This is a genomic window from Bacillus sp. FSL K6-3149 (genome assembly GCF_038630515.1).
GTDB classification, from domain to species: Bacteria; Bacillota; Bacilli; order Bacillales; family Bacillaceae; genus Bacillus; species Bacillus pumilus.
Genome location: NZ_CP152034.1, coordinates 1,488,164 through 1,511,983 on the forward strand (window position 1 = coordinate 1,488,164; position 23,820 = coordinate 1,511,983).

Here is a 23,820-nt window from a genome sequence, read left to right on the forward strand (position 1 = left end):
GAAATTGTCCCGTTCGATGTTTTTATAGAAAGGAACGATCTTGATTGAAGGAGAGAGAGTTACAGCAGTTAACAGAGCATATTTCTGAGCAGTTCTTTGGTAAGGCATTCCGCCATCAGGCTGTTTTTAATGACCGTCTCAAAACGACAGGCGGGCGGTATCTACTTGGAACACACAATATCGAACTGAACCGCCGATACCTAGAGGAACATGGACGAGAAGAATTAATCGGGATCATCAAGCATGAGCTGTGTCATTATCATCTGCATCTTGAGGGAAAAGGCTATCAGCATCGTGACCGTTCCTTTAAAGAGTTATTAAAACAAGTAGGAGCCCCGCGTTTTTGTACACCGCTAAAGACCGTACAAAATAAACGGCGTGTACAGAAACGGCAAGAATATGTCTGCACAGGATGCGGTCAGTATTTTATCAGGAAAAGGCGAGTTGATACCTCTCGTTATGTGTGCGGCGTCTGCAAAGGAAAATTAAAATGGCAGCGTACAATCGGTTCAGAGTGATAAGCATACCTTTATGGGATGCTTTTTTTGTGAGATGAAGTAGACATATTGAGACAAATAGAGACGCAAGTCTCATTTTGTCTCTTTTTTGATCGGTGTGAATCGCTCAAAAACCCAAGCTTTCAAGCGCCATGATGTTGGCACGCTTTTTGCTTGTATAGAAGTGCAAGCAAAAAAGATAGGAGGTTTTATCATGGAAATGGCACTCACAAAAGAAAAAGCCGTTTGGATGTATCGAAAAATGCAGGAAATCCGCCAATTTGAAGATCAAGTACACACGCTTTTTACAAAGGGGATCTTGCCAGGTTTTGTCCATCTTTATGCTGGTGAAGAAGCTGTTGCTGTAGGAGTCTGCGCTCATCTGAATGAACAAGACAGTATTACAAGTACACACCGTGGCCACGGTCATTGTATCGCTAAGGGCTGTGATCTAAAAGGAATGATGGCAGAAATCTATGGAAAAGCCACAGGCCTTTGTAAAGGAAAAGGTGGATCTATGCACATTGCAGATTTTGATAAAGGAATGCTCGGTGCCAACGGAATTGTTGGAGGCGGCTTTCCACTTGCGTGCGGGGCAGCCCTCACAGCTAAATATAAAAAGACAGATAATGTAAGCGTTTGCTTTTTTGGGGATGGTGCTAACAATCAAGGGACTTTTCACGAAGGAATCAATCTCGCTGCCATCTGGAAACTGCCAGTCATTTTCATCGCAGAAAACAATGGTTACGGGGAAGCAACGCCATTTTCCTATGCTTCAAGCTGCAAATCGATTGTGGATCGTGCCGCCAGTTATGATATTCCGGGTATTCAAGTAGATGGAAAAGATGTGACAGCCGTTTATCAAGCAGCAGAACAAGCGATAGAACGAGCAAAAAATGGAGAAGGTCCGACATTGATTGAATGCATGACATATCGGAATTATGGTCATTTTGAAGGAGACGCCCAGCGCTACAAAACCAATCAAGAAAAAACCGAACATCAAGAAGAGAAAGATGCCATCACTCTTTTTAAAAATGAATTATTAAAGCAGCAGCTGCTAACGGATCAAGAGATATCAAGTATTGAAGCGGCTGTAGCAGAAGCGATAGATGAGGCCGTGAGATTCAGTGAAGAAAGTGAATATCCAGATCATACTGAATTGCTGACTGATGTGTATGTTTCGTATTAATAAATCTGAAAGGAGAGAGGGAAATGACAAGAGAAATCAGCATGTCTAGTGCTTTGAATGAAGCGATTAAACTGGCAATGAGAAGAGACGAAGATGTCATTTTAATGGGGGAAGATGTTGCGGGTGGCGCTCATGTAGATCACTTACAGGATGATGAAGCATGGGGCGGTGTTCTTGGTGTAACGAAAGGAATCGTTCAGGAGTTTGGACGTGAGCGTGTCCTTGACACGCCGATTAGTGAAGCTGGCTATGTAGGCGCGGCTATGGCAGCTGCTTCAACAGGGCTAAGACCAATTGCGGAGCTTATGTTTAATGATTTTATCGGTACTTGTCTGGACCAAGTCCTGAATCAAGGCGCAAAATTCCGATACATGTTTGGCGGAAAAGCAGAGGTGCCAATCACGATTCGAACGACACATGGGGCGGGTTTTAGAGCAGCTGCCCAGCATTCGCAAAGTTTGTATGCACTATTTACAAGCATCCCTGGATTGAAAGTAGTTGTGCCTTCTTCACCTTATGATGCCAAAGGGCTGCTGCTGGCAGCCATCGAGGATCAGGACCCTGTCATCTTTTTTGAAGACAAGACGCTTTACAATATCACAGGAGATGTGCCGGAAAGGTATTACACACTGCCGCTTGGTAAAGCAGATGTGAAGAGAGAAGGATCTGATGTAACCATCTTTGCAGTAGGCAAACAAGTGCATACAGCACTCGAAGCGGCAGAGCAATTATCTGCTCAAGGTATTGAAGCGGAAGTGATTGATCCAAGAAGCTTGTCGCCGCTCGATGAAGAGGCCATTCTGACTTCAGTAGAAAAAACAAATCGACTTGTCATTGTCGATGAAGCAAATCCAAGGTGCGGAATTGCCGCAGATATCTCTTCTTTGATTGCAGATAAAGGATTTGATTTACTTGACGCTCCAATCAAAAAAGTAACGGCTCCTCATACACCGGTACCATTTTCACCACCTCTTGAAGATATATATCTGCCAACACCTGATAAAGTTGTGAACACCGTATTAGAGATGATTGGCAAGAGCCATGACAAGATCTTGAACTAAAGAAAGGAGAGAGGGAGATGGCTGTCGAAGTTGTGATGCCTAAATTGGGCATGTCGATGAAAGAAGGAACGGTATCTGTCTGGAATAAGGAGGTCGGTGAGACCGTAAATAAAGGGGAAAGCATTGCAAGCATCAACTCCGAAAAAATTGAAATGGAGATCGAATCACCTGCTGAAGGAACCATATTGGATATAAAAGTGCCCGAGGGAGAAGGTGTACCGCCTGGCACGGTCATCTGCTATATCGGTGAAGGAAATGAACAAGTGGAGGAAAAGAAAGATAGAGACATCCAGTCAAAACCAAAGAAAGAGAGAAAGAAAATCTCACCTGTTGCCCGTAAAATGGCTATTAGCGCAAACCTAGACATTGATACGCTCGTGGGGACAGGACCAGGTGGAAGAATTACGAAAGAGGATGTGCTTCATGCGCTTCCTGAACGGAAAGAGAAAAAACAAGAAGAGAAAAAACAAAACGAAACAGAGCATCAACCTATTAACATGATGCGGAAAACAATTGCCTCAAGAATGATGGAAAGCCTGCAAACAAGTGCACAATTAACTATTACGATGAAAGCGGACGTGACAAAACTTACAAACTTACAACAACAGCTGAATGAAACAGCCATAGCACGTTACGATACAAAGTTGACCATCACCGATTTTGTAGCCAAAGCAGCGATCCTTTCGTTGTTAGAACACCCTGCGATGAACAGTCAATATCATAACGGAGTTGTGGAAACCTTTGAGAATGTTCATCTTGGGATTGCTGCTGCGTTAGATAACGGATTGGCTGTACCGGTCATTCGGCATGCGGAGCGGTTAACGCTGATAGAGCTGGCGAAGAGCATTAAATTGTATGGTCAAAAAGCACGTGAAGGAAAGCTTCTTCATGATGAAATTCAAGGTTCAACCTTTACATTGACCAATCTTGGAGCGTATGGTGTAGAGCATTTCACGCCAATTTTGAATCCGCCGGAAGCGGGGATCCTTGGCGTCGGAACAATGTATGACACCCCTGTTTATCGAGAGGATGAATTGTGCAAAGGGACCATCCTGCCTCTCAGTCTTACGTTTGATCACCGCGTACTGGACGGAGCACCGGCATCCGCATTTTTATCAACGGTCAAAGCACATTTAGAAGAACCAATATCCATTCTTTTATAGGAAGAAGGTGAACGTACCATGACACTGGTCATTATAGGAGGCGGACCAGCAGGTTATGTGGCGGCCATAACAGCCGCCCGTTTTGGCAGGGAGGTTGTGTTAATTGATCAAGGTCAGCTGGGAGGTACTTGCCTCAATGAGGGCTGTATTCCAACCAAAGCACTTTTGCAAAGCGCCGATATGTATGAGCATGTGAAATCGGCTGGACATTTTGGAATTGAGCTTCCAGAACATGAGCCTACCATCCAATGGGATGCTGTCCAAAAACGGAAGCAGTCTGTCGTCAAGCAGCTCACTGATGGTGTTCGCTACTTGATGAATAAAAACAAAGTCACCGTGGTAAATGGGAAGGCTTCATTTCTATCAGCACATGAGCTATTGATAGAAAGTGAAGGAAAGTCTGAAATCATTCAAGCAAAACAAATCATTATTGCATCAGGGGCAGCGCCTGCTGCTTTACCGTTTGCACCTTTTGATGGCGAATGGATTATTCACAGCAAGGATGCTATGTCACTTTCTTCGATTCCAGATTCGCTTTGTATCATTGGGGGCGGGGTGATCGGCTGTGAGTTTGCGAGCATCTTTAGCAGAATGGGATCAAAGGTTGTCATGGTTGAACGGGCAGTGCACATTTTACCTGAAGAAGATCGTGATATTGCACAATGTCTTCACGAGCAGCTCGAAGAAACGGGTGTAGATATTTTGACGTCCGCCGCAGTCAAGCAGCTTGATTCCTCTTCAAGTAAAGTAGTGGTGGAGAATAATCAAGGCGAGCAGTGTGAAATCCAGTCGGATCTTTGCTTAGTGGCCATTGGCAGAACTCCGCGGCTTGGAGAGTTGAATCTTGATCAGGTTGGTATTGCATTTGATAGAAACGGTATCTACGTCAATGAACATATGCAAACCAATCTCCCGCATATCTATGCGTGCGGTGATGTGACAGGTGGGGTCCAGCTTGCTCATACTGCCTTTCATGAAGGAACGGTTGCGGCATCCCATGCATCAGGTGAGCATGTAAAGGTCAATGAGCAAGTGATTCCGAGGTGCATATACACCTCTCCAGAAATAGCCAGTGTTGGTTTAAATGAAGAGAGTGCTAGAAAACAATATGAGGAGATTCGGATAGGGACATGTGCATTTTCTGCAAATGGAAAAGCATTAATCTTAAATCAACCAGCCGGTCACGTAAAGGTCATTGTAGAACCGCAATATCAAGAAATATTAGGTGTTTCAATTATCGGACCGCATGCAACAGAACTGATTGGACAAGCGGCGGTGATGATGCATACAGAGCTGACCGCTGATACATTAGAGCAGTTTATTGCGGCACATCCGACACTTTCAGAGGCGATACACGAAGCCTTGCTGCAAACCATTGGACGAGCGGTGCACTGCTGAAAAAGGCTTCTTTTCTATCCGATTGACTTCTAGGGTTAGCTAATGATAATTGAAAGCGCTTTTATAATTATCTATAATGAATAAAAAGCCCCTAGAGGAGAGGATGGAATGAGTCCGACGCCTTGTTATTTAAATACGTGGAAACGTTTTGTTCGTGAAGGTTTGCTTGATCAGTCTCGTCTGAATAAGAGAGTGGTAGAATCATGGCACAGGTGTAAACAGGCAAATGTGAATCCGTATTTAGATAAAGGACAGTCGTTGTTAGAAAAGGAGCGTTTCAGTGCCCAAAAAAAGAAATATTCATTATTCCTAAATGCGGCTCTTCCTTACTTAAATAAAATCAGTCAGCAATTAAAAGAATCTGACATGCTGGCCTTACTCATCGATGCAGACGGTTATGTGCTAAGTCTGACAGGAAGCGAAAGAACGATGGTGGAAGCAAAAAGAATTAATTTTATGGAGGGTTCACGCTGGACTGAAACAGATGTAGGGACAAACGCGATCGGAACGGCACTCGTCATCGGAGAAGCAGTGACGATCAATGGAACTGAGCATTTTTCTATCGCCTCTCACCATTGGAGTTGTTCAGCCGCTCCTATTCGCGATGCAGGCGGTACAATCATAGGGGTGATTGACATCTCTTGTATGACGGATAACAAGCACCCTTTTATGCTTGGAATGGCTTCAACGGTTGCTTATGCCATCGAGAGAGAAATTCAAGTCCAGCAAAAAAGGAGAGAGCTGGAGCTCATCACTCATTGTCTCCAGCAGGTGGAAACAGACGAACCGTATGTGGTCTGTAATGAAAAAAAGCAAATTGTTTCTGCCAGCAGGTCGATTAGAGAACGATTTTCAGACTGGTATGGAATGGATGTCGAGCGGCTTAAGGATTATCCATTTGTTATCCGGGGAAAGCAGATCATTCAATCAGAGCAAGACGGAAAGATGCTAGGCATGTCACTTTCCCTTGAAGAAGCAGCGAAAAGCAGCATCACCGTTTCTTTTGCTCAATTTCCCGGGGAATCAGGAACAAGTAAGGTATTTCAACAGACGCTTAACGCGATGAAGAGAGCAGCACAAACAGATGCTCATGTGTATATTTGGGGAGAAACAGGGACAGGGAAGGAACTCGCCGCTAGAGCCATTCATTCCGCCAGTGAAAGGCATAAAGGGCCGTTTATTGCTGTTAATTGCGGAGCCATTCCTGAAAGCCTGTTAGAAAGTGAGCTGTTTGGCTATGCTGAAGGGGCATTTACAGGGGCAAAACGTCACGGAGCTAAAGGCAAATTTGAACAAGCTCATAAAGGAACACTCTTTTTAGACGAAATTGGTGAAATCCCATATGCGATGCAAGTAGCGCTTCTTCGGGTGATAGAAGAAAGGGCAGTCGTACCGCTCGGCGGGACACACGAAATCCCTTTGGATATTCGAATCATTACAGCGACTCACCGTAATATGAACGAACTGCTGAAGGAAGGAAAAATACGAGAAGACTTGTATTACCGTCTTCATGTCTATCCGATCAATATCCCGCCGCTTAGAGAAAGAAAAGAAGACATTCATGATTTATATCGTTATTACCAAAAGAAGCACCACTGGAATGCGGCGTTTCCTGAATCATTTTTTCAGAAATTGCAGGAGTATCATTGGCCAGGAAACATACGAGAGCTTTTTAACCTGTTTGAGCATCTAAGGGTCCTCTTTCCTAAAGGCGGATGGATTGGTGAATCACAATATGCTTCAGTATTAGAGGCGATTGATCAGAAAAAGCAGAAGCTGCATCCAGCAGAGTGTACCGAGACTCCAAAAGAACTCACATTCAGGGAACGCATTCAAATGCAAACAGTGATAGACGCACTGCATAAAACGAAAGGTCATGTGTCAGAAGCAGCGAGGCTAGCAGGGGTGCCAAGAAGTACTTTTTATAAGTGGATGCGAAAGTTTCATCTGTCTTAATCTCATGGAAGGCTGCATCAAGGCCCTTGGTCTACTTGAAGAGGTCGGGGGCTTTCTGCCAAGTTAAACAAATGGCATGGAAAAAGGCTTGACTGTTATATTAGTATATGTTAAATTATAAAAGCCGTCGCAAATTGAGCAGGAATGAAACGCTTAAAAATTCTTGACACATTTTTCTGGCATATATATAATGAAACATGTCTTATTATTCCGCAGTAGCTCAGTGGTAGAGCTATCGGCTGTTAACCGATCGGTCGTAGGTTCGAGTCCTACCTGCGGAGCCATAATGGAGAAGTACTCAAGTGGCTGAAGAGGCGCCCCTGCTAAGGGTGTAGGTCGCGCGAGCGGCGCGAGGGTTCAAATCCCTCCTTCTCCGCCATTATTTTATGGCCCGTTGGTCAAGCGGTTAAGACACCGCCCTTTCACGGCGGTAACACGGGTTCGAATCCCGTACGGGTCATGTTTTGTTTTTTGATTCGTTGGGCTATAGCCAAGCGGTAAGGCAACGGACTTTGACTCCGTCATGCGTTGGTTCGAATCCAGCTAGCCCAGCCATTTTTTTATATGTTTTTCTGCATAGCAGATGAGCCATTAGCTCAGTTGGTAGAGCATCTGACTTTTAATCAGAGGGTCGAAGGTTCGAGTCCTTCATGGCTCACCATTGTCACGCGGGTGTGGCGGAATTGGCAGACGCGCTAGACTTAGGATCTAGTGTCTTTATGACGTGGGGGTTCAAGTCCCTTCACCCGCATTGTTTTTTCAAACAGTGCACTTATGAATATATGAGCACATCATACACGCGGTCGTGGCGGAATGGCAGACGCGCTAGGTTGAGGGCCTAGTGGGTGAATAACCCGTGGAGGTTCAAGTCCTCTCGGCCGCATCAATGATACCAAGGGTTGTAGACCTTTGGTATTTTTATTTTTTATAACTTCTAAATGAATCTATCCAAAATTTGTCCACTCACCTTAAGTAAGTGGACTTTTTTGTTTGAAATCGATATTTTTATATAATGTCGTCCAATTTTTCAGCCATAGCCTTTTGTTTGTTAGGAAATAAGTGTCCATATACATCTATTGTTGTCCTAATAGATGCGTGTCCTAGTCTTTCTTTTGTATGATATTCTTCTCCTTGATCAATTAATAAAGCGACATGAGAGTGTCTAAGATCATGCAGTCTAATAACTTTTAAATTTTCATCTTTACTACAGAAATATTTAATTGTTCGCAGATGGTATATACATCATTTGTTTTAAAATCTTTTAATAACGAATTACCTTGTGTTTAATTCCTTTAATGGTATAGATTGAGCGGATGATTAAGGTTTACGGCTATTTCAAATAGGATGTTTATGTTCATCATTTGGTTTTATTTAGCCTTGCCATGATTACAACATCAGAGAATAGTTGCTTTTTTTTAACTAAACCATCTATAATTTTTAAAAAAAGTTGCTTTTGTCAACTTCTTAAAATCTTCTTATAAAGCGCGATAATCTTTTTATTTTTGCTTTCCCACTCTTCATTACGTACCATTGGAATATTGAACGCACGTTTTTAAAATCAAAGAAGTCATGGATGATACAGAACGTACGTTAAACCAGTTCTTAAAGCTTAGATAAGGGACACACATTTCCATGGCATTGAGGGCTTAGTGAGGTTAAACTCATGGAGGTTCGACTCCTCTCAATTGCAGACAAATAAATAAGATGACAAGTATCTTAGCCATAAGAGCTTTGGTGCTTTTTTATATTAGGTGAACATGATTACATTAAAAAAGCTAAGTGATATATTTCCTCACTGAGCTTTTTATAATGTCCTTAAAAATGGATTGAAATATTAGAACTTCTATTTTTAGACTAAACTATCTAAAAATTGACTTGCGTCGCTGTTGAATTTCCACATAACTCCGAACTTGTCTATTAGCATGCCAAAACTAGATGACCATGGTACAGAAGAGATCGGCATAATAACCGTTCCGTCTTTAGAGAGGTTATCAAAGTACATTTTGTTCGTTTCTTGGTCTCCATCAATTACGCTTATAATAACATTCGTTCCTTGTGTTACTTCACCTGTTACAGCTTGCATAGAAGGTAATACATCAGAAATCATTAATATGTTTTCTGAAAACTCAATGCGAGATTCCATAATCATGCCTTGTTCTTCTAACGAAAGTGGTGCAGATGGATTTTGAGGAAGTGCACCAAAGCTGACCTTTTTTACTGTTCCTTGTAATGCTGTTTCATAAAATTCTAACACGTCTTGTGCAATTCCATTAAATTGTAGATAAGCGATTGCTTTCATATGCTGTTGCCTCCTTATTGGTATATCAGTAGTATAATAGAGGATAGGTGACAACAGTATGTCGTATATGGGAGGGTGTTATGCAAAAAATTGAACGACTTATTTCAATTCTTATGATATTGCTACAAAAAGACGTAGTTTCAGCATCAGAGTTCAGTCGTCTTTTTGATGTAACAAAACGTACTATACAACGTGATATGGAAACACTGAATTATGCCAACATCCCTATTTATGCAAAATATGGTCATGAGGGCGGTTATGCACTTATGGAAGAATACAAATTTGATAAACGTTTATTAAATCACAAAGACATTGAGAATATTATTGTAGCTCTAGATGGATTTGAGCAGTTGACAAAGAATGATGACATTCAAATGACGATACAAAAAATTAGAGGGATGAGTCAAGCGGATTTATCACCTAAACTACATCTAACCTTTTATGATTGGATAGGAAGAAGCCAATTACATGAGGAAATGTCTTTAGTCATTCAAGCAATCGAAAATTATTGGTTAATGGAGTTTGATTATGTGGATCAAAAAGGGAATATAACGCATAGAGTAGTCGAACCTTATAAGTTACAGCTAATTGAGATGCACTGGTACTTATTTGGATATAGTTTAGAACGTGAAGACTATCGAACATTTAAATTAACGAGAATAACAGATATAGTGAAGAAAGGATTTTTTACACCTAGACCTGATCATGCCATTAAAGAAAAAAACGAAAAACAACCCGTTGTAAAACCGACTATGGCAAATGTAAAATTACAAATAGATATTAGTGTTAGAGATCAATTTATTGAAAGGTATGGAAGACATTCTGTCGTAAAGAAGACTAAAAGGATTTACATGGCGAACATAGAATTACCTGAAAATCAATTTGCTTATCAGTTTCTCTCAGGGTTCGGTAACAAAGTAAAAATTATTGAACCAAAAGGTTATATTAATAAATACACATCCTTTTTAAAGGAAACATTAATGCTTTATCATTAAGATACCAAATTACTTTGGTAACTGTTTTTATCTCTAATAGTTGATTAGACGCCCATTATCATTCCAAAGACCATATAGTTTATTTTCTCTCGTATTTTTTATAAACTTATCTAATCTTTTATAGTAAATAACAGGGGTATCTTTATAACTTTGTATCGTATCAATTCTAATTCGTCTATAGAGTTCAGGAAGTTGAATGAAATTTTTGTATACTTCTTTGTCTATTTTTATAAAGGTGTTAATTTCTTCATCTATAATGAAAGATTCGGGGCTCATGTCAGGAAGAACAAGCAGTCCTCTTTTTTTCTTTCGTGGAGAAAGCCTTTGAGCCAATTCGGTGTCTGAGATTTTTTTCTTAATGCCATCGATCCAACCAAAACATAAAGCTTCTTCTACGGCATCTAAATATAGGAGGGTATTTGGTTGTTCCGTCATACTAACAATAACCCAACAATATTCATCCGTAGTTGAATGTTTCTCAAGCCAATCTCTTAAGTCTTGTCTGTTATGTAAAGTAAGCAAATTATTGATTTCCATGTTAGTTTAACTCCTTTCAAACTCTTAACTTACAGCATTATCATTTAAGACTATATAATATATTAACCCAAGTATATAAAATTTATTAGGATACCAATGAAATTATTACGAACGTTTAATAGAATAATACGTATTTATGTTCATTTAGGTAATATTCGCATATAGGTTTTAACTAGCGTAATATAAGGGAGAATATAGGTTCACCAAATTTTCACCACGATATTTGAAAATAGACGATTTTATGTGAATGTGGCGCAAATGAGTGCAAGTGATGTGATTGTTTGCAGGAGACAACCCGTTTCCACGGCATTGAGGGCCTAGTGGGTGAATAACCCGTGGAGGTTCAAGTCCTCTCAGCCGCATCTAAGAAACCAAAGGTGGTAAACCTTTGGTTTTTTAATTTTTTATCACTTTTAAATGAATCTGTCCATTTACCTTAAGTAAGTGGACTTTTTTAATTATCGAGGTTCAACTGTAATCTTAAAAATGACGTAATTATCGTTTATATCATAGGCATAAACCAACGCCGTGCCAAGTGATGAGTAAGAAGATACGACACCACTAGAACTAATGCTAATAAGGTGACTGCCAGAGATGATTTCCCATCTTGTATAGCCATACAGCAATCCAACGTTTGAGTTTCTTAGCATATGGAAATCGACCGTTCCAATTTCATTTGTAGGCTTTGCTATATTGTGAATTTTTGCAGGTTCTTGCGCAGAAGCTTGATTTGTTAAAGCTGGAAGAGCTAATGAAGAAATTGATAATACTGAAACAATTAATCCCTTGTAAAGTTTATTCATAATACTTCCCCCTCAGTTTGGTTTTATTACAAATTCATCATAACATGTAAAATATTTGAATTGTATGGATGTCAAGTATATTTCGAAATTTAACATTCTTCAAGGTCTGTATTTAAAAGAAGATAAGCATTTGTTAGACCGATGTTTTGGGTTCTTAAAAAGTAGGAAAATGTATAGTGATATTGAAGACTTTGCATTAGAAGCAGCTGAATACTTTAGAAGAGCTGGAAGATTTGAAATGGCTAGTGATTATTATCATATTGTCAACCTAGCTAGAACAGAAATTAAAAAAGGAGAAATCATATATGAAAATAAAAATGATTATCTTGGCATTGATGATAGTCGGGAGTGTAGCTATATCGGGTGAGCTAAACAAAAATGAAAAAGCTAATTCTGACAGCTCATTTAGAGAAGAAATGCAAATACTAGCTGAACGTGTAGGGAGTTAAGAAAACTCTGTGGGATATGGATAGTTATATGATGAAGGTTTTGGTGTGTGGTTCTAGTAAAAAACAATGTGAAAAAACACTTACAATTAAACAGAAATTGCTGTTCTGCAAGTATAAAGAGGAAAGGAAAAATTCCATTCCTCTTCTTTAAAATAAAAGTATGCTAATTTAAATTTTGATATTGGTGATAAATAGGGTATTTCATCAATTCTTTTCTTTCTTCTTCTCCAATATTGTTTAATTTTCTTCTAGCCTTCTCCTTAGATCCTAATAAGACTTCACAGGCAAACATCAAAGTTGTATCCTCAGCACTCTCGGCTCTTTCTCCTATATCTATGATGTCAGTTTGTTCTTCTGCTGAAAGTGAATCTCCTCTTAAAATTTTTATTAGATAAGTATTAATTTTGGGAATATGATTTTCTGGATAATGCAAGAGATGTCGATTATTTAGATCAAGAGCGAAATCTAAAAATTCTTCATTATGATATTTAATATAGTAATTTATATAAACTAATGAAATAACTATTGTTTGATGAGTCTTGAAGTCATGATAAGTATCAGAAAAAGACGATTTTACAACTTCAAAATTAAAGTTTGCATCTTTTTCTATATCCTCTACATCTAGTATTGAGAAAAAACTTACTTTCTGATAATAGTTCTCCCAATTTTCATGTAATGGAAACTTACCTTCTTTAGGTAGCTTTCCTTTCGGTATTAAGCCTCCTACTTTAGAGAGTATTTCATTATTATAAAAATTATAGAATTTATTTTCAGAAAACAATAATCTGACTCTTACGTAATCAGAAAGATCAATTGCATATACTCTCATGTCTAGCAATTTTTGTTCGTTTTTAATTTTTAACAAGTTATATTTTTTATTCTTAAATATATCAAGGATACCGTTAAATAGAGATGATAAATTTTCTTCTTTATTAAATACATAATTTTCGTTTAATCCTATTTGTTTGCAAACGGTTATTAACTCTTGATGATTTTTTATGTGTTCCTCAATATTCTTGAATTTTTTTGGATTGTCTAAACTCATTTCTAGATCGAACGAATGGAATGGAAGTTTTCCATGTAAAATAAAATAATTTATAATCTTTAAAGACTTCATATATGAACCAAGAGTTTGCAATCTTCCTAATTTAAAAGATCCGCCCTTTTTCCCTTTTTTTAAATTAATACTTAAAGTGTTTTCTACTAATATTTCATAAGAGCGTTCCGTTTCGACTATTTCATAGTAAATATTAATTTCTTCATTATTTAATGCAATATTTTCTCTGTATCCTCTTTTAATTTTGTCTAATTGGACCACGCTGATAGGAATCTCTAAATTGTCTGTTGTAAATCCATAAACATAGGCAGTGCTGTCAAATAAATCAGAAGAATCGCTGTTGATATCACTGATGTCTATTTTATAATTTGTGAAATTCCTATGCTCACTAAACTCAATGAAGTGGGTAGGTTGTTTCCTTACGAGTTTTATAAATAATTTGCATAAAGATTCTAAAGAACCCTTTTCTAATTTTTTAAACTCTACTGAAATGGAATTTTTTTTATTATTATCAAGTTTCAGTAAGAGGGCTTTTAGATCCAATGGAGCTAAAATCTTATAGTATGCCTGTCTTTTATTTGTTCTTTTATTTATTGTTACGACGAAGTATAAGACTCCTCCCCCAAACTTATAATAATTTTCTAAATCTGATTTCTCGACTTGATGTTTTATGTTACTTTTTTTATGGACTTTTTTATAAGTTGTCGTTCCTTTAATTTGAATTTTAACTTCGCCAACAGCATTTTCTTTGGTTAAATGATTACTGTTATAAACAAGTATTTCACCGTCATAAGAGATTCCTTTATCATTTAGAGCAATATTACCTACTAAATGGAAGGGTGGTTGAAGTATTAATTCATTAATTTCCAAACAAGCCAAATTTTCAATAATTAGTCTATCCATTGATTCTTCATCTCTATGAGGAATTTCTTCATCTATTATTTTTGAAACCATTTAAATATCTCCTTACCTTAGCGTAATTTCCAAGTACATCAACATTTACGTTTATGACCTTATTTATATAGGCGGGAGAATTTGAGCTTTCCCCTATAAATTTTTCTTCATAATACTTATAATAACAATTATTTCTTTCATTTGGGATTTTTATTTTATTGAAATCAAGGCAAATAAGCCATTGAAGAGAATGGATTAATATATTACAATAGATATTTATTTGTACTGAATATGTCCTTGTTTTGCCCAACTTTTTTTGGAATTAATGATATTGAACATAAAAAGCCTATTGTTGTAATTGTAGTGAAATCAACTTTTCGTAAGAGGAATAAAATTTTTTCTAGGTTGAGGGCCTAGTGGGTGAATAACCCGTGGAGGTTCAAGTCCTCTCGGCCGCATCTAAGAAACCAAAGGTTATAGACCTTTGGTTTTTAACTTCTAAATAAATCTGTCCACTCACCTTAAGTAAGTGGACTTTTTTGTTTGAGATCGATATTTTTATATAATGTCGTCCGATTTTTCAGCCATAGCCTTTTGTTTGTTAGGGAATAAGTGACCATATACGTTTATTTTTGTCCGAATAGATGCATGTCCTAGTCTTTCTTTGATTGTATGATATTCTTCTTCTTGATCAATTAATATTTCAAAACTTCGCTTTTAATGTTCCATTAATCATTACAAGTTTTTAGTGTGGTATTTTATTTTTCATCATGCTTACAAAAAGATTTATTATAGGAAAAAACACACGCATGATATTTTCTAATAAGTTTTGTAAGTTGAAAAGCGTTAATATATTTTAGGGAAAATAACCTATTATACAAATTATTTACATGTTATAATATATTTTGATCAAAAACCAAATTTTAGGGAGGATATTATGAATAAACTTAACAAGGGATTAATTGTTTCAGTATTATCTATTTCTTCATTAGCTTTTCCAGCTTTAACAAACCAAGCATCTGCCCAAGAACCTGCGAATGTACAGCATAATGTACAACCTGCCAATAAAATCGATATGGATTACCACATGCGATTGAATCGAAGTATTACATTGCTAAGCGGCTTTACAAGATGGGAAATCATCCACGGCAGTAATATTATTAGCATTAGTTCTACTGGAGTTGTATCTTCTCATTCTTCAACTGGCGTAGCATTGGTTTATGCCTATGATAAAAACGATAAGCGTCTCATTTATAAGATTACAGTACACCGTTCATAATTTTTGTTTAGAAGGAGTGTTTATTCACTCCTTTTAAACTTTTCTTTAATTTCATCGATTTTTAGAATTTGATCTCAATCCATCTAAAGCCCCGCTTGATAACGCCTTTTACAAGAAACTAGCGTCCATTTTATCCTGAAATGATGGTTTGTTTTTTATCAAGTAAATTTATGATACGTTTTCCTCGTCCACCTCCAGTTTCTAAGGAATGATGAGCTTTGGCAACATCAGATAAAACATAAATGCTATCAACAACTGGTCTGACCTTGTTGGAATCTACATAAGATGCTAATTCTTTTAAAAGTTCATTTTTGGGGTTTGCGCTGAATGTGCGAACTCTACGAGAACCGAAAGTAGTTGAAGCTAATATATATATGAAAGACGAAAAACTAGGAAATCCAATAGTAACCATTCTTCCGTTCTTTGTAAGCAGGCGCCTATAATGTTTGAGGTCAGTTCCAACTGTGTCCATGACTACATCAAACTTTTTAAGATCAGTAGGATACGTCTTTTTATAATCAAGTACTTCGTCTGCACCTAGCTCTTGAAGAAAAGTGAGATGTTTTTCGTTTGCAAGAGCAGTTACATGAGCACCTAACATTTTTCCAATTTGAATCGCAATGCTTCCGACTCCTCCACTTGCACCACGTACAAGTAAATTTTCGCCTCTTCTAAGTTTAGCTTGATATTTTAAGGCAATAATTGCAGTAGCACCTACGCCAGGCAATGCCGCGGCTTGTATGAGATCAATCTTTGTAGGAGTTTTAGATATTTTCTCAGGTGATATAGCTACATATTCAGCGGCACTACCAATTTGGCTCCTGAGATTCATAGGAAGAACCCCCCACACTTTATCACCTAATTGATAACTTTTTACGTTCGATCCTACTTCAACAACCTCTCCAGAAAAATCTGCTCCTGTCCCTTTAGGGAATTGATTACCCGTTAATAGTTTTAACTTACCTGATCGAAACAGTGTATCCATAGAGTTTACACTCGACCCATGTACACGAATGAGTACTTCTCCAGATTCTATAACAGGTTTTGATATAGAATCTTCAAAAAGAACATTCGGTGATCCATATTTAGAATATTGTGCAGCACGCATCTTTTCATTTTTCATTTACTCACTCCATCTCCTTGAAAAAGTATTAACTTGAAGGGTTTTATAATCAATTTTGCTCTCTATTACATGGATGACACGGTTTACATATTTGATTATAATAAATGGAATTGATTTAACAAGTACGCAATATAAACTGCTTAAGGAAGGAAAAACTGACTAAGGGGTGGATAAAATATGACTGAAAGTGAGCTGAATAAAGCGATAGCTCCAGCGAGTTATGCATTAAATATATTAGCGGGAAAATGGAATTTGAAAATCTTAGCTGTACTATGTAGTTACAAGGAGATTCGATATAATGAGTTAAAGCGTAAAGTGTATGGAATTACAGGAACAATGCTCAATCAATCATTAAAGGACCTGATTGAAAATGGAATTGTTCAACGAGTTCAGTATAATGAAGTTCCATCAAGAGTAGAATATTCATTGACTGGGGCAGGACTAGAGCTGATCCCTATATTTGAACAACTTCTTTTATGGGGCGAAAACCAATTAAAAAAATCAAAGTCATAATAAAATCCATCTACGTGAGAAGTTCGTTAGGGAATCATAGCATAGCTTCCTAACAAAGATTTTATTCACTTTAAGCTATGATGAAGAAAAACAACAAAAAAGCTTGAGATTACTAGGAAAGCGCTAGAAAAGGGGATGCAAATACATGTCAATTTACCATAAAGTCATTGGAGAAGGATTTCCAATTGTAATATTACATGGTTGGACACTTGACCATCAAGTGATGTTACATGCATTGGAACCGGTATTTGAAAAACAAAGCGGTTGGAAAAGAATATACATAGACTTACCGGGGATGGGACGTTCCGAGCCGCATCCATCTATTCAGAACTCAGATGATATGTTAGAAGCGGTATTGCGTCTTTTGGACGAGATTATTCCTGATGAACAGTTTATTGTTTGTGGTTATTCGTATGGAGGGTACATAGCTAGAGGTATTGTTCATTCACGCCGGGAAACCGTTCGTGGATTACTGCTTGTGGCCCCAATGACTATACCTGTATTCGATAAAAGAGTCGTGCCAGAGAAGACCGTTCTAAAAAGTGACAGCAGCTTGATATCACAACTCTCTCCAGAGGAGACGGATGAATTTTCCTCCATGGCAGTTGTGCAAGGAAAACCGGAATGGGAGAGGTTTCGAGATGAAATTTACCTTCCTTCTAAACAAACAAATCATGAATTCATCAATAACATTCTTCAAAATGGATATGGCTATACCTTCGACATTTCATCTGAATTTCAGTATCCCACGCTCATTATCACAGGGCGTCAAGACAATGTAGTTGGATATCACGATGCGTGGCGGCTGATCGAAGACTATCCAAGGGCAACCTTTGCAGTGCTTGATATGGCTGGCCACAACCTGCAAATCGAACAACCCGATGTATTTAACTCATTAGTTCATAACTGGTTAATCAGACTTGAGTCGGAAAATGTAAAGAAATAGATTAGGTTTTGTGCAAAATATGTGCAAATCGGAGTCAGGGGTGAATAACCCCGTGGAGGTTCAAGTCCTCTCGGGCATCTCTAAAAAATACCAAGGGTCGTGTACCATTGGTATTTTTTTTGTGTGCTCTTTTATTAGAAAGAGATCACAAGATACATCGATTGTATGCTAGCTGTGAAATCTTAATTACTATCCTCTAAAGAATAGTTGTCAGTCATGATGTGATTGTTGTCCATAAAAGAACTGAATAAGCTCTTTTATTCAGCTTTTAGTTTCCTTGCATCTTTCATATTGTTAAATAAAGGTTATAATGAGATAATTTGATAAAAAGAAATTAAGTCGCATAAGATCAACCAAAGGAGTTATAACATGATAAAAAGGTTTTCTCTAGTTTTACTTACTCTCATGATGTCTATAGTTGTTTTGCTAGTGGCTGCCAAAAATTCCCCTGGGGATCATGTCATTTCATTTGATCAGCCTCACATTTTAATAATATCAATTGTAATAATGGTATGTTTATTCATTCCTCCGTTAGTGATGTCCTTTTTCAGTCACTTGATTGTGAGAACTATATCTAGTGTATACCAATGTTTTATTGTTCTATCTTTTCTGGGGCTCATTCCAATAGGATTTCTTATTCCAGATTTTTTAACAATTGTTGTTTCTGTTGTAGGAACTTTAGCCAGCGTAGCTAGTCTTATAGTAACTTTAAGAATTGATAGAAATAAAGATGCTAACCTTAACTAAAATAAAAATGACATCAAATTTCTAAGAGTACAGTAATGTTTCGTTATTCCTTACTTTTAAATAAAGCTGAAAGATGTCTGAAAAATGGATTGACGTTATAAACTTGTTTATTCCTTTCGGATTGAACACCCTTTTTGCAAAAAAATAGTTTAAAGTCAGAGAAGAACAAAATTGAGTATGATCGTTGATTTTGCTCTTTTAAATCCTAAATTGCAATTATTTCCGAATCATGTTACAATAAGATTAATTATTTTTGTTCGGCGTAAAGGATAGCATGAAGAAAGACTTTTCGTCTTGAGGATACTTTGGGCAAGGATAGTATAATACATTGTGTGATAACGCACTAGGAGGCAACAAACATGGAACAAGGTACAGTAAAATGGTTTAACGCAGAAAAAGGTTTTGGATTTATCGAACGTGAAGAAGGCGACGATGTATTCGTACATTTCTCAGCTATCCAAGGTGACGGATTCAAATCTTTAGACGAAGGTCAAAAAGTAACATTTGACGTAGAGCAAGGTTCTCGTGGAGCTCAAGCTGCTAACGTTCAAAAAACTGCTTAATCTTCATTTTTTAAAACAGGTTCTCTGTAGAGAGCCTGTTTTTTTGTGTTTTCATTTATTTCTTCAATAAAAAACCCTACTCAGCGTACAAGTAGGGAGATGTTACAAGGTAATCGTAAAAAAATTCATGCTTCAAAGGTTTATCAACAGTATAGCATATTGGATTTACAATATGCGGAATTTGCCTAAATAAATTCTTTTTTCTTTCATTAATTGAAGGGTGGGTCAGAGAACTTGAATTCAAAAATGGTGAGGGATGCCCAAAAGACGGCAGAGTTCTTAACAGAAACTTTTGATTTGTTTTTCTGTAATCCCTTTGATGACCTCTAATTCACTTAGCAAAAATTCATGGGCATCATCTAGCATTTTCTTTTCACTTGCATTTAGTGCTTTCTCTTTTTTCATACGCATCAGGTCACGTACAACTTCAGCACCGTCTTGGATGCTACCCGTTTTTATTTTGTTTGTATTAATTGTATGCCGTTCTTTCCATGTCGGTATTTGATCTGATTCGCCATGCTGGAAAATGTCCATCACATTGTTTAATGCCAGTATATCTGTAACAGGTCTAATGCGTGAACCCGATATTTTCCGTGTTGGAATCATCACTTTCATATGACTGATTGACATATTAATCACATAATACTGTTGTTTTTCATCAGAAAATTCTTTTTCTTCTATGGCTTCAATTATACCTGCTCCGTGCATTGGATAAACAATGTTATCACCAATTTGAAACATATCATCCGCCTCCATATCATGTATCTACTTTAAGGGTACCACACTTAGAGATAAAATAATCAAATTTTTAATAATAACATGTTTATTTATTTTTTGTCAATAAATTTAGTTCTAAAAAAAAGAGATGATTTCATGAAAATGTTGGATGATTTTTGAACATATCCTCTAAAATCTCACTACAAGAAAAACAGGATATCCACCATTAAAAAAGACCAGCCATTGAGCTGGTCTTTCCAGATAGAATCCGATCATAATGTCGAAATATCAATGACAAACCGATAACGCACATCACTTTTCAGCACACGTTCATACGCTTCATCAACTTGACTTGCGTTAATCACTTCAATTTGTGGTGCGATATGGTGAGCAGCTGCGAAATCGAGCATTTCTTGTGTTTCTTGGATGCCGCCAACGAGTGAACCAGCAATGCTACGGCGGCCGGAAATTAATGAAAAGACATGGAATTGATCTGGATTAGGCGGTGCACCGACATTCACTAAGGTTCCATCCACGCGAAGTAAGGATAAATAGGCGTCTACATTGATATTGGCAGAGACTGTATTGAGAATGAGGTCATATTGACCGGCTAATGTTTTAAATGTATCGGGATCACTTGTGGCAAAATAGTCTTTTGCACCAAATGACAGTGCCTCTTCTTTTTTATTCATAGAGCGGCTCAATACCGTGACTTCAGCGCCAAGTGCACGTGCGAATTGAATGGCGACATGACCGAGTCCACCCATCCCGACGATGGCCACTTTTTTACCCGGGCCTGCCTTCCAGTGCTTTAACGGAGAATAAGTGGTAATGCCAGCGCAGAGAAGAGGACTTGCGGCATCAAGGGATAATTGATCTGGAATGCTGACGACAAAGCGCTCTGTCACGACAATCTTCTGACTATAGCCGCCATAAGTTGGTTCTCCGTCATAATCAATGCTACTATAGGTTTGGACGACTCCTTTCGTGCAATATTGCTCGTCTCCGTTTTGGCAATATTCACAGGTGCCGCAGGAATCAACAAAGCAGCCAACGCCTACACGGTCTCCAATCTGAAATTTCGTCACAGCATCACCGACAGCCGCAACAACTCCAGTAATCTCATGACCCGGAACCATTGGGAAAATACCGCCGCCCCATTCATCAAAGGCGCTGTGGATATCTGAATGACAGATCCCGCTAAATTGAATATCAATTAAAATATCATGTGGACGAAGCGCTCTTCGTTCAATGGTTGTCCGTTCAAAATTCGCTTTTGCATGTGAAACACTTAAAACGTTTGATTGGTGCGTCTGACACATTCTGGATCATCCTTTCAAAAGTAAGATTCTGTTCTACTTCTATACTGTACGTCTTAAAGTAAACTCTAAGTCAATAGAGAACCCTCTTCAGGCTTTTCAACATCCTTAAATAAAGAATTGAGCCAAAAGGATCTTGCGTTCTCTATCAAATTGGAGATGATAAAAATAAGGAATTTCATTTTTCATAAGGTGAGAGAAGAAGAGAAGGGTGAAAACAATGAAAATAGCACAAGCCGCCAAGCAGCTTGATTTATCTACTGCTACGCTCAGATACTACGAGAATATTGGGTTAATTCGACCGATCCGGCGGGATGAAAACGGTGTTCGTGATTATGCAGAAGAGGATATTCAGTGGATTGAATTTATAAAATGCATGAGAAATGCGGGTCTCTCAATTGATGCACTTCGAGAATATACGGCTTTATTTATCGAGGGCGAGGATCATACCCTGTCCTCGCGGAAAAGTATTTTGGTCAATGAGAGAGAAAGACTTGTAGAAAAGCAAAAGGAAATCGAAGAGACGATTAAGCGGTTAGATTACAAGATAGAAAGTTATGAAGATGTTATCCACAGTTATGAACAAAAGCTCGTTCATCAACTAAAAACCAATTCCATTTGAATGAAGAAAACCTGTGACAAGTCACAGGTTTTGTAATGTGGTTATCTTTTTGTGTAACGCACCCAGTTATAATGCGCATGGAGTGGTGTAACACCGTTATAGGAGCCGAGCCATTCATCGACACCTGCACCATTCCACAGGTTCATCATAATTTTTCCTGGGGTTTGAGGGATTTGAGTAGTGGCAGTATGTTTTAATTGTCCGTCTACATACCATTTAATCGAGTTAGGCTGCCAGTCAAATGCATACGTGTGATAAGAGTTTGCTGCATCAAAACCAAGGTTGACGATCTTTTCATGATTCCCTACACCATTGGTATAGTAGTTAAACTGAACCTTTGTCGTATCTTTTCCTAGAAATTCGATGTCAATTTCATCCCAAGGCGTACCATCAGTCGGTCCTGTATAAGTAAAGAACGAAGACACGATCCCAACATTTTTGGCTGGTTTCATGCTGACTTCATAAAGCCCGTAGCCATATGTTTGAGTGGAACGATTTTCTCCGCAGTCAAACTTATTATAGGAAGGACTTGTAAGCGATAACCGCATTTCCCCTAACGACGTCATGGAGACATTGTTTGCACGCCACGTACAGTTAAACATGTTTCCATTCGAGTACCCATCGGCTTTTTGCCATAACCCCGTATTATAGTTGTTAAAAGGCTCATAAAACGACCCGCCTGTTTGAGCCGAGGCACCCGCAGTAAATGTGGACAAACTCAAGACGATTCCAGTGACAAGCAGCATTAACATTCGTTTCACACGGTAAGACATGTAGGCATTCCCCTCTCTTGTTTTGAAAGCGTTTTCTTAATTGATCATACATGATTCTCTCGAAATGGAAAATCGGTCTAATATATGATATTAAAGAGGATATTTTACTAGACTCTTCTATTTTTTTATAGGAAGTTATGAAAGAAAATGATCTTTTTCAGGCGATTTACTAAAGAATGATTGACAAAGCGGACAGTTGTCCGTAAGATAATACCGGTACAATTGTCCTAATGAAAATCAAAAAGTTTTGATTGAACACATAGAGAGAAGTGCAATATGGATGAAGGTAAAGAAGGTGAAGCATCATGGAAAAGGATATTGGGAAGGAAATTGAAGAAGTCGCTTTTACTTTGTTTCAGGAATTTGGCGTGGAAAATGTCAGCATGCATAAAATTGCCAAAACAGCTGGTGTTGGGCAGGGTACTCTTTATCGCCGTTATGCCAATAAAAGTGATTTGTGCCTTTCGATCCTTGGAGAAAGATTTGAACAGCTGATCCCTGCTTTGCATCTTTACTTGAGCAAAATCAGTGACCAGCCAGTTCGTGAACGTTTGCGTTATGTGCTCGAAGAAATTCATCTCATTGTCGGTCATCATTTAGACTGGATTCGGATGCTTACGATATCTGGGAATTTAGAGCAGACAAGCAAAGTGTATGACTGTCATTACAGTCAATCGCTTAGGCAAATGATTCGTGATTTGCTAGAAGAAGCAGATGAAAAAGGGGAAGCGAACATACAGGATATTGAACTGACGACACTTTGTATGTCCTCTCCGATGACGCCTGAACTGATGTTTTATATTCATGAATCTGGTTATTCAATCGAAAAAATCGCTCAATTCGCTGCAGAAAAACAGATTTTATCTGTTTTCAATAGACATTGAAGTGGCTCATTTCTGACCGTCCTTACTTCCTATGAT

At 38.1% G+C, this 23,820-nt stretch carries 23 protein-coding genes, 7 tRNA genes and 2 pseudogenes; 22 read left to right on the top strand and 10 right to left on the bottom strand.

Annotated features, from left to right (window positions below):
- Positions 1-44 precede the first annotated feature (44 nt).
- The 13 genes from MHB83_RS07535 to MHB83_RS07595 all read left to right on the top strand — a co-directional run bounded on the left by MHB83_RS07535 (position 45) and on the right by MHB83_RS07595 (position 8,147).
- Positions 45-518 carry a SprT family protein gene (locus tag MHB83_RS07535; protein ID WP_003214448.1) on the top strand — a complete coding sequence of 158 codons (474 nt, stop codon included), beginning with the start codon at positions 45-47 and terminating at the stop codon, positions 516-518.
- A gap of 193 nt (positions 519-711) precedes the next feature.
- Positions 712-1,686 (top strand): thiamine pyrophosphate-dependent dehydrogenase E1 component subunit alpha, encoded by a 975-nt coding sequence (locus MHB83_RS07540; RefSeq protein WP_050945564.1) that lies wholly within the window; start codon positions 712-714, stop codon positions 1,684-1,686.
- A 23-nt stretch (positions 1,687-1,709) separates the two neighbouring features.
- Positions 1,710-2,747, top strand: coding sequence for an alpha-ketoacid dehydrogenase subunit beta (locus MHB83_RS07545; protein ID WP_106036124.1), 1,038 nt, complete (start codon positions 1,710-1,712; stop codon positions 2,745-2,747).
- A 17-nt stretch (positions 2,748-2,764) separates the two neighbouring features.
- Positions 2,765-3,910: a dihydrolipoamide acetyltransferase family protein gene (locus MHB83_RS07550; protein ID WP_050945566.1), complete on the top strand. Its 1,146-nt coding sequence runs from the start codon at positions 2,765-2,767 to the stop codon at positions 3,908-3,910.
- Between the two features lie 18 nt (positions 3,911-3,928).
- Positions 3,929-5,308 carry a dihydrolipoyl dehydrogenase gene (lpdA, locus tag MHB83_RS07555; RefSeq protein WP_253621827.1) on the top strand — a complete coding sequence of 460 codons (1,380 nt, stop codon included), beginning with the start codon at positions 3,929-3,931 and terminating at the stop codon, positions 5,306-5,308.
- 108 nt (positions 5,309-5,416) lie between these two features.
- Complete coding sequence (locus MHB83_RS07560; protein ID WP_310026144.1) at positions 5,417-7,264, top strand: sigma-54-dependent Fis family transcriptional regulator; 1,848 nt, start codon at positions 5,417-5,419, stop codon at positions 7,262-7,264.
- Between the two features lie 209 nt (positions 7,265-7,473).
- Positions 7,474-7,548, top strand: a tRNA-Asn gene (locus tag MHB83_RS07565).
- A gap of 4 nt (positions 7,549-7,552) precedes the next feature.
- Positions 7,553-7,643, top strand: a tRNA-Ser gene (locus MHB83_RS07570).
- A 9-nt stretch (positions 7,644-7,652) separates the two neighbouring features.
- Positions 7,653-7,724 (top strand) — tRNA-Glu (locus tag MHB83_RS07575).
- 20 nt (positions 7,725-7,744) lie between these two features.
- Positions 7,745-7,819 (top strand) — tRNA-Gln (locus tag MHB83_RS07580).
- 30 nt (positions 7,820-7,849) lie between these two features.
- Positions 7,850-7,925 (top strand) — tRNA-Lys (locus tag MHB83_RS07585).
- A 7-nt stretch (positions 7,926-7,932) separates the two neighbouring features.
- Positions 7,933-8,015: transfer RNA gene (locus MHB83_RS07590), tRNA-Leu, on the top strand.
- A gap of 48 nt (positions 8,016-8,063) precedes the next feature.
- Positions 8,064-8,147: transfer RNA gene (locus MHB83_RS07595), tRNA-Leu, on the top strand.
- Positions 8,148-8,269: 122 nt separating this feature from the next.
- Here MHB83_RS07595 and MHB83_RS07600 read toward each other — a convergent pair.
- Positions 8,270-8,503 (bottom strand): annotated as a pseudogene (locus tag MHB83_RS07600) (site-specific integrase); the annotation flags it as partial.
- A gap of 610 nt (positions 8,504-9,113) precedes the next feature.
- Positions 9,114-9,563 (bottom strand): VOC family protein, encoded by a 450-nt coding sequence (locus MHB83_RS07605; RefSeq protein WP_342496781.1) that lies wholly within the window; start codon positions 9,561-9,563, stop codon positions 9,114-9,116.
- An 80-nt stretch (positions 9,564-9,643) separates the two neighbouring features.
- Between MHB83_RS07605 and MHB83_RS07610 the strand changes: the two genes are divergently transcribed.
- Positions 9,644-10,558 carry a YafY family protein gene (locus MHB83_RS07610; RefSeq protein WP_342496782.1) on the top strand — a complete coding sequence of 305 codons (915 nt, stop codon included), beginning with the start codon at positions 9,644-9,646 and terminating at the stop codon, positions 10,556-10,558.
- A gap of 33 nt (positions 10,559-10,591) precedes the next feature.
- Here the strand turns inward: MHB83_RS07610 and MHB83_RS07615 are convergent, their stop codons facing one another.
- Both MHB83_RS07615 and MHB83_RS07620 read right to left on the bottom strand, forming a co-directional pair.
- Positions 10,592-11,095 (bottom strand): YdeI/OmpD-associated family protein, encoded by a 504-nt coding sequence (locus MHB83_RS07615; RefSeq protein WP_310427616.1) that lies wholly within the window; start codon positions 11,093-11,095, stop codon positions 10,592-10,594.
- Positions 11,096-11,553: 458 nt separating this feature from the next.
- Positions 11,554-11,898, bottom strand: a complete 345-nt coding sequence (locus tag MHB83_RS07620) for a hypothetical protein (protein WP_034620217.1) — start codon at positions 11,896-11,898, stop codon at positions 11,554-11,556.
- Between the two features lie 169 nt (positions 11,899-12,067).
- Between MHB83_RS07620 and MHB83_RS07625 the strand changes: the two genes are divergently transcribed.
- Complete coding sequence (locus MHB83_RS07625; RefSeq protein ID WP_199852795.1) at positions 12,068-12,265, top strand: hypothetical protein; 198 nt, start codon at positions 12,068-12,070, stop codon at positions 12,263-12,265.
- A gap of 245 nt (positions 12,266-12,510) precedes the next feature.
- On the opposite strand, the gene MHB83_RS07630 is transcribed toward MHB83_RS07625, so the two are convergent.
- Positions 12,511-14,358 carry a DUF4365 domain-containing protein gene (locus MHB83_RS07630; RefSeq protein WP_050945585.1) on the bottom strand — a complete coding sequence of 616 codons (1,848 nt, stop codon included), beginning with the start codon at positions 14,356-14,358 and terminating at the stop codon, positions 12,511-12,513.
- Positions 14,359-14,856: 498 nt separating this feature from the next.
- A pseudogene (locus MHB83_RS07635) lies at positions 14,857-15,000 on the bottom strand (site-specific integrase); the annotation flags it as partial.
- Positions 15,001-15,235: 235 nt separating this feature from the next.
- On the opposite strand from MHB83_RS07635, the gene MHB83_RS07640 reads away from it, so the two are divergent.
- Complete coding sequence (locus tag MHB83_RS07640) at positions 15,236-15,577, top strand: hypothetical protein (protein ID WP_050945593.1); 342 nt, start codon at positions 15,236-15,238, stop codon at positions 15,575-15,577.
- A 130-nt stretch (positions 15,578-15,707) separates the two neighbouring features.
- Here MHB83_RS07640 and MHB83_RS07645 read toward each other — a convergent pair whose 3' ends face one another.
- Positions 15,708-16,700, bottom strand: coding sequence for an NAD(P)-dependent alcohol dehydrogenase (locus tag MHB83_RS07645; RefSeq protein ID WP_050945598.1), 993 nt, complete (start codon positions 16,698-16,700; stop codon positions 15,708-15,710).
- Positions 16,701-16,877: 177 nt separating this feature from the next.
- Here MHB83_RS07645 and MHB83_RS07650 point away from each other — a divergent pair, with 177 nt between their 5' ends.
- The 4 genes from MHB83_RS07650 (at position 16,878) to MHB83_RS07665 (ending at position 19,469) form a co-directional block, all read left to right on the top strand.
- Positions 16,878-17,213 carry a helix-turn-helix domain-containing protein gene (locus MHB83_RS07650; RefSeq protein WP_034620215.1) on the top strand — a complete coding sequence of 112 codons (336 nt, stop codon included), beginning with the start codon at positions 16,878-16,880 and terminating at the stop codon, positions 17,211-17,213.
- A gap of 145 nt (positions 17,214-17,358) precedes the next feature.
- Positions 17,359-18,159 carry an alpha/beta hydrolase gene (locus tag MHB83_RS07655; protein ID WP_050945601.1) on the top strand — a complete coding sequence of 267 codons (801 nt, stop codon included), beginning with the start codon at positions 17,359-17,361 and terminating at the stop codon, positions 18,157-18,159.
- Positions 18,160-18,528: 369 nt separating this feature from the next.
- The gene (locus tag MHB83_RS07660; protein WP_113386744.1) at positions 18,529-18,906 is read left to right on the top strand and encodes a hypothetical protein; all 378 of its coding nucleotides are present in this window, start codon (positions 18,529-18,531) and stop codon (positions 18,904-18,906) included.
- Positions 18,907-19,265: 359 nt separating this feature from the next.
- On the top strand, positions 19,266-19,469 hold the full coding sequence (locus MHB83_RS07665) for a cold-shock protein (protein WP_003214229.1): 204 nt from the start codon (positions 19,266-19,268) through the stop codon (positions 19,467-19,469).
- Between the two features lie 279 nt (positions 19,470-19,748).
- On the opposite strand, the gene MHB83_RS07670 is transcribed toward MHB83_RS07665, so the two are convergent.
- Entirely contained in the window at positions 19,749-20,210 is a 462-nt protein-coding gene (locus MHB83_RS07670; protein WP_003214090.1) for a CarD family transcriptional regulator, read from the bottom strand.
- 248 nt (positions 20,211-20,458) lie between these two features.
- On the bottom strand, positions 20,459-21,508 hold the full coding sequence (locus tag MHB83_RS07675; RefSeq protein WP_253621820.1) for an NAD(P)-dependent alcohol dehydrogenase: 1,050 nt from the start codon (positions 21,506-21,508) through the stop codon (positions 20,459-20,461).
- Positions 21,509-21,725: 217 nt separating this feature from the next.
- Here MHB83_RS07675 and MHB83_RS07680 point away from each other — a divergent pair, with 217 nt between their 5' ends.
- Entirely contained in the window at positions 21,726-22,127 is a 402-nt protein-coding gene (locus MHB83_RS07680) for a MerR family transcriptional regulator (protein WP_137055575.1), read from the top strand.
- 41 nt (positions 22,128-22,168) lie between these two features.
- Here MHB83_RS07680 and MHB83_RS07685 read toward each other — a convergent pair whose 3' ends face one another.
- Positions 22,169-22,900 carry a glycoside hydrolase family 16 protein gene (locus MHB83_RS07685; RefSeq protein WP_003214284.1) on the bottom strand — a complete coding sequence of 244 codons (732 nt, stop codon included), beginning with the start codon at positions 22,898-22,900 and terminating at the stop codon, positions 22,169-22,171.
- Between the two features lie 305 nt (positions 22,901-23,205).
- Between MHB83_RS07685 and MHB83_RS07690 the strand changes: the two genes are divergently transcribed.
- Positions 23,206-23,784, top strand: coding sequence for a TetR/AcrR family transcriptional regulator (locus MHB83_RS07690; RefSeq protein ID WP_050945624.1), 579 nt, complete (start codon positions 23,206-23,208; stop codon positions 23,782-23,784).
- The last annotated feature ends 36 nt before the right edge of the window (positions 23,785-23,820 follow it).

What these genes read in the sequence shown, in the direction of transcription:
- MHB83_RS07540 (WP_050945564.1), top strand. Translation starts at nt 712, where the DNA reads ATGGAAATGGCACTCACAAAAGAAAAAGCCGTTTGGATGTATCGAAAA.
- MHB83_RS07545 (WP_106036124.1), top strand. Translation starts at nt 1,710, where the DNA reads ATGACAAGAGAAATCAGCATGTCTAGTGCTTTGAATGAAGCGATTAAA.
- MHB83_RS07550 (WP_050945566.1), top strand. Translation starts at nt 2,765, where the DNA reads ATGGCTGTCGAAGTTGTGATGCCTAAATTGGGCATGTCGATGAAAGAA.
- lpdA (WP_253621827.1), top strand. Translation starts at nt 3,929, where the DNA reads ATGACACTGGTCATTATAGGAGGCGGACCAGCAGGTTATGTGGCGGCC.
- MHB83_RS07560 (WP_310026144.1), top strand. Translation starts at nt 5,417, where the DNA reads ATGAGTCCGACGCCTTGTTATTTAAATACGTGGAAACGTTTTGTTCGT.
- MHB83_RS07605 (WP_342496781.1), bottom strand. Translation starts at nt 9,563, where the DNA reads ATGAAAGCAATCGCTTATCTACAATTTAATGGAATTGCACAAGACGTG.
- MHB83_RS07610 (WP_342496782.1), top strand. Translation starts at nt 9,644, where the DNA reads ATGCAAAAAATTGAACGACTTATTTCAATTCTTATGATATTGCTACAA.
- MHB83_RS07615 (WP_310427616.1), bottom strand. Translation starts at nt 11,095, where the DNA reads ATGGAAATCAATAATTTGCTTACTTTACATAACAGACAAGACTTAAGA.
- MHB83_RS07620 (WP_034620217.1), bottom strand. Translation starts at nt 11,898, where the DNA reads ATGAATAAACTTTACAAGGGATTAATTGTTTCAGTATTATCAATTTCT.
- MHB83_RS07625 (WP_199852795.1), top strand. Translation starts at nt 12,068, where the DNA reads ATGTATAGTGATATTGAAGACTTTGCATTAGAAGCAGCTGAATACTTT.
- MHB83_RS07630 (WP_050945585.1), bottom strand. Translation starts at nt 14,358, where the DNA reads ATGGTTTCAAAAATAATAGATGAAGAAATTCCTCATAGAGATGAAGAA.
- MHB83_RS07640 (WP_050945593.1), top strand. Translation starts at nt 15,236, where the DNA reads ATGAATAAACTTAACAAGGGATTAATTGTTTCAGTATTATCTATTTCT.
- MHB83_RS07645 (WP_050945598.1), bottom strand. Translation starts at nt 16,700, where the DNA reads ATGAAAAATGAAAAGATGCGTGCTGCACAATATTCTAAATATGGATCA.
- MHB83_RS07650 (WP_034620215.1), top strand. Translation starts at nt 16,878, where the DNA reads ATGACTGAAAGTGAGCTGAATAAAGCGATAGCTCCAGCGAGTTATGCA.
- MHB83_RS07655 (WP_050945601.1), top strand. Translation starts at nt 17,359, where the DNA reads ATGTCAATTTACCATAAAGTCATTGGAGAAGGATTTCCAATTGTAATA.
- MHB83_RS07660 (WP_113386744.1), top strand. Translation starts at nt 18,529, where the DNA reads ATGATAAAAAGGTTTTCTCTAGTTTTACTTACTCTCATGATGTCTATA.
- MHB83_RS07665 (WP_003214229.1), top strand. Translation starts at nt 19,266, where the DNA reads ATGGAACAAGGTACAGTAAAATGGTTTAACGCAGAAAAAGGTTTTGGA.
- MHB83_RS07670 (WP_003214090.1), bottom strand. Translation starts at nt 20,210, where the DNA reads ATGTTTCAAATTGGTGATAACATTGTTTATCCAATGCACGGAGCAGGT.
- MHB83_RS07675 (WP_253621820.1), bottom strand. Translation starts at nt 21,508, where the DNA reads ATGTGTCAGACGCACCAATCAAACGTTTTAAGTGTTTCACATGCAAAA.
- MHB83_RS07680 (WP_137055575.1), top strand. Translation starts at nt 21,726, where the DNA reads ATGAAAATAGCACAAGCCGCCAAGCAGCTTGATTTATCTACTGCTACG.
- MHB83_RS07685 (WP_003214284.1), bottom strand. Translation starts at nt 22,900, where the DNA reads ATGTCTTACCGTGTGAAACGAATGTTAATGCTGCTTGTCACTGGAATC.
- MHB83_RS07690 (WP_050945624.1), top strand. Translation starts at nt 23,206, where the DNA reads ATGGAAAAGGATATTGGGAAGGAAATTGAAGAAGTCGCTTTTACTTTG.